Origin of the sequence: Propionivibrio sp. (assembly GCF_016790145.1) — a bacterium.
Lineage (GTDB): Bacteria > Pseudomonadota > Gammaproteobacteria > Burkholderiales > Rhodocyclaceae > Propionivibrio.
The window spans coordinates 1-4864 of the sequence record NZ_JAEUOI010000042.1; the positions used below are offsets into that span (position 1 = coordinate 1).

The following is a 4864-nucleotide window of genomic DNA, read 5'->3' on the forward strand; positions in this document are numbered from 1 at the left end:
AGCCAGCCTTGCGTATTTCTGGCGCCACTGTATTCTGCTGAGCAATCGATTACCGCCCAGATCCGGCGCCTGAAGACCGATGTAACCACCTTGCCCGCCTTCGATGCCGGAAAGGCAATTCCCTGGGTCGAGCAAAAACTCACCATCGAACTAGCCGATAGTCAAAAGGCCGCCATTTGCCTTGCGCTGACATCAAAACTTATGGTGATTACTGGCGGACCCGGGGTCGGCAAGACCACGCTGATCAATTCCATCCTGACTATCCTGGCCGTTAAAGGCGTCAAGCCCTTGCTGTGCGCACCCACCGGACGCGCGGCGAAGCGTCTTGGTGAATCAACCGGTCTGGAAGCCAAGACCATCCACCGCTTGCTCGAGGTCGATCCGAGCAATGGCCAGTTCAAGCGCAACGCGGATAACCCCCTGGTGTGCGATCTTCTGGTCGCTGACGAATGTTCGATGATCGACGTGCCGCTGGCCAACCACTTACTCAAGGCAGTAGCCACGTCCACAGCGGTGATCCTGGGGGGTGACGTCGATCAACTGCCCTCGGTCGGGCCTGGACAGTTCCTTTGCGATCTCATCGACTCGGGCGCGGTCCCCGTTGTCCGGCTGACGGAAGTATTCCGTCAGGCGGCCAGTTCGCGCATCGTGCGCAGCGCCCATCAGATCAACCGGGGGATTTTTCCGAACCTGCCGGAAAAGGGGGAAGTCTCGGATTTCTACTTCATTGTGGCCGATGAACCCAAGGTCATCGCGCAAACCGTGGTTGATCTCGTGCAAACGCGCTTGCCCAAGAAGTTCAAGTTCGATCCGGTTCGTGATATTCAGGTTTTGTGCCCGATGAACCGCGGGATCACTGGCGCCCGGGGGATCAATCAAGCCTTGCAGGCCGCGCTCAATCCGCCTGGCGAACACAGTATTGACAAGTTTGGCAACCGCTTCAGCGTCGGCGACAAGGTGATGCAGATCGAGAACAACTATGACCGCGATGTGTTCAACGGGGATATCGGTTTTGTCACCGACATCGATCAGGACGATGAGGAACTGGCGGTTGAATTCGATGGCCGGCTGGTCTGTTATCCGTTTGGCGAACTCGATGAACTAGTGCTGTGCTATGCGACGACAATCCACAAGTCGCAGGGCTCGGAATACCCGGTGGTGGTCATTCCGATTTCGACCCAGCACTACATGATGCTCAAGCGCAATCTGATCTACACGGGGATTACCCGTGGCAAGACCCTGGTGGTGCTCGTCGGCCAGAAAAGAGCGCTGGCCATGGCGGTCAAGGGAAAGCAGGTGGACAAGCGCTGGTCGAAGTTGAAAGAGCGTCTGCTGACGATGGGCTAACCGGCTACCTCAGTCAATTGAATTCATCGTGCAGGTTTGTCCTAAGCGCCGTCGCCAACGGCGAATCAGGTGTTGCTGCACAAACCCTTTGACCGGACTATGCTGATTTGATTGAAGAGACTTCATCACTCAAATTCCCAGTTCCTCTTTTCATCCGAAGGGACTTTGTCCTGCTCGAGTCAGAACGCGTAGCCCGCTCAATGGGATCCGCACAGCAACAAGGAATCCAAAGCGGCTATCGCTCTGACGCATAATGTCCTGTGCGCCACGGACTTAACCTCACCAGTTGCCACGCATCGCTTGCTGCGTCTTGCAAGCCGACACCGATTTCCTGCTGTGTCTCGATGACCCAGGGAATTTCGGCTTCCGGATACTGAAGTCACCGCGCCGATCCTTTTCATCTTGCGATGACCAGCGACCTTTCGGGCTGCGTTTTGCTGACGGCGTAACGATCTTTCCTACCTCAACATGACTGCATGTTCTTTTGAGGCCAACAAACGATTTAGCCCTGTTTTTGTTCACCGGCAATGACGAAAGACCATTTCCGCACCTACACCCCCATTTTTGGAGAGGTATCCGTGTCGGCAGAACTTTTCTGCTGTGCAATCATCGGTCACAGTAATCAACACAGAACGACGAAAGGCACACTTTTAATTACTTTCAACCTGATCGTACGGTTTTGCTTACAGGTTCAGTCTGCGAAACAGACGATGTGGGTTGAAACATCCATCGGAGTATTTGATGACCTCGACCCCTCAAAAATTACCCATGAAGAAATGGATGCGCTCAAGCAGCATTCACTTCTTTGAACGCAATCAGGACGCCCTGTCTGCGCCCGGCTTTGTTTCGCTCTCCAGCGCCATGATCGTCAAAATCATGGCATCCGGTTTTGAGGTGATTACTCCTTGCGGTCACCCCGCAAACGCGGCGTCACTGTCCGAGAAGCGAGGAACACCTGTAAGCCAGCTCATGGCCCGTGGCGGCTGTCGAAGACAAAGGCATTGGCAATCGCGCTACCATTGCGCTTCTTCATCAACTGGGGACTACCGAACCTTGCACCACCGCGGCAGGAATTCAATTCATCGAACCGCGGGATACGAGACCCCTACGTCCGGTGGTGTGGAAGGGAGGGCCATGAGGCTTCTTCCTGTCCTGATTATTGCCACCCACGGCCAACCGAAAATACCGGCCAAATTCGAAACTTCCAGCCGCCGTTTCCAGCTTGATCAGCGCACCTGAAACACCCGCGCATCGTTCCGCACCCGGTAGGTCGAGGTGATCGCGGTCATGTAGTTTTCCCGCTCGGTGCCGTCGTCGTCCTTGAGCACGGCGCGGCAGTTGAAGGTGGCGTTGACGTAGTTCTGGGTGACATCACTTGAATTGAGCCGCGAACTGATGCCGTCCACCGTCACTTCGTAGAACACCCAGTTGGCCGGCACGTCCACCCAGCGTTTGACGCGGCTTTCGGTGGAGTGCAGGTGGCGGCTGTTGGCGTTACCGGTGATCGGGAACAGGTTGGTGGCGTCGCCAACGCCGCCGATGTGCTCGTTGAGCAGGTGGCCGCGAATGTACTTGTCAGGACTGGATTGGCCAGGATCGGTTTCAAGCTTGCTCATCAGCATGCTTTGCGCACCGGAGCGTGGCGGACTGCCGGGGTGGGTGCGGCGCCATTCGTCGTTGAGCCAATCGATGGTCATGCCGACGCCGACGGTATCGCCGCCGAGCGATTGGGTTCGCGGCTGGTAGCGGGTGACGCGCGGCGTGGATGGATCGTCGAAGATCCCGAACAGTGTGCGCAGGTTGGTGACGACGATGGGGTCGTCGGCATTGGCGCGCAAGGCCGTTCGGGTGGCGCCGATCAGCGGGATGGCGTTACGTTTGCGGGCCGGGGCATTGGCGATGTTGGCCGCAGCGAGGAAACGGTCAAGGCGCGTTTCGACCGGCTGCGGATCGCGGCTGGCCACCATCGGGCGCGGATTGCGCTCGTCGCCGACAAAATAGACCTCGTGGCTTTCGCCGCCGGCCGTACGGAAGGGTTTGCGCTGGCGCCACCATTCGGCGACGCGCCCGGCAGCGCTGCGGGCAGCGGTCATGAAGCGCCGGCCGAGATTGACGATCCACGCCACAACCCGATCCAGCGCCCGGTCGATCGGGGCGCGGATGCGGTTGATGATGTTGGTTACCGCGTCGCTGACCCGACCGAGGCCAACCAGCCGGGCGAGGAAACTGATGACCAGCGTCAGCAGCCCGGCCATGGTCTGCTCGACGCGGTTGGCGGCGGCCGCGATGACGCCGCTGGCGATGGCGGCAATCGAGTCGATGAAGGCAGCGGCCACCTGGGCGATCTGGCGCAGACGTTCGACGAAGAACATCACCGTGTTGTAGATGGCGATGATGGCCTGGATGAAGGCGCCGGCCGGGTTGAGCATGCTCACCAGCCGGGTCACGGCGGCCATCACGATGTTGTTCCGGACGAAGGCCATTATCTGCTCCATGACCATTTCGCGCAGGTTGGAGAGGCTTTCACGGATTCGTTCCCAGGCCGCGGCCGGGCCGTCGCGAACCAGCGTGACGACGATGTCGAAGCCGGTTTCCATGGCATTCACCGCCGTTTCGCCGACGGCGCGGACTAGCTTGCTGCGGATGTTCTGCCAGGTCAGGCCGAGCACGCTGAGCACGAACTTGATGATTTCCTGCAGCGTCAGCGCCTGCGGAATGTAGATGTTGGCGCCGCCCATCGCCCCGGTCAGCCAGCCGATCAGCGCCGCCCGCAGGTGGGTCAGGATGTTGCTGGCAAACTGGCGGAAACCCTGAACGGCAGCACGCACCAGATTGCGGACGAAATTGACCGGGTTGGCGACAATGGTCCGGAAGGCCCCGGCCGCCCGCCGGAGGTAGGGCATGACCGCCGGCGCGACGACGTCGAAGATGATTTCGAGCAGGCTCATGACCTGCGCGCCTGCCCAACTGACAAAGCGCCCGGCGAAATCGCCGAAGACGCGGACGATGCGCCCGAAGGTCTGGACCGGCGTCAGCAGGTCGTTGATGCCTAGGCTGCGCAGCGTATCCATGAACAGGCCGGGCAAAGCGGTGACGAAGCCCATCAGGCCGGCCAACGCGCCCTGGAACCAGGCCATCGCCCGCGGTACGGCCCGGCTTTCCTGCAAATTGCGCCAGACGTCCTCTTGGCCGATCAGGCGCATGAAGCCGCCGATCAGCGTTTCGGCCGTGCGCGGCACCGCCTCGCCGGTTATCGGGTTGCGGCCGAGTACGGCACAGAGCAGATCCCAGCCGCGCGTGCCCTGCGCCAGCCCGGCCAGTGGCCGCAGCACGGCATCGCGGATGAACTGGAGGATGCCGCTGACCAGATTGCCGACAAAGCGGGTGATGCGAGCGATCGGCTCGGTGACGATGCGTTTGGCGCGCTCCCAGACGCCACCCAGATCGAAGATGTCGGTCCAGCTCAGCGAATCCAGGAAACGGTCGACCGCCTGCCGGATGCTGCTGGCGACCAGCC

At 59.9% G+C, this 4864-nt stretch carries 3 protein-coding genes; 2 read left to right on the forward strand and 1 reads right to left on the reverse strand.

What is annotated here, in order from left to right:
* Positions 1-1347: AAA family ATPase (locus JNM42_RS04015; RefSeq protein WP_294266545.1), on the forward strand; the 1347-nt coding region annotated here is incomplete at its 5' end.
* A gap of 741 nt (positions 1348-2088) precedes the next feature.
* Positions 2089-2586 carry a hypothetical protein gene (locus tag JNM42_RS04020; RefSeq protein ID WP_294266548.1) on the forward strand — a complete coding sequence of 166 codons (498 nt, stop codon included), beginning with the start codon at positions 2089-2091 and terminating at the stop codon, positions 2584-2586.
* Here the strand turns inward: JNM42_RS04020 and JNM42_RS04025 are convergent.
* Positions 2574-4864: hypothetical protein (locus JNM42_RS04025; protein WP_294266551.1), on the reverse strand; the 2291-nt coding region annotated here is incomplete at its 5' end. The two genes, JNM42_RS04020 and JNM42_RS04025, sit on opposite strands and share 13 nt — an antisense overlap.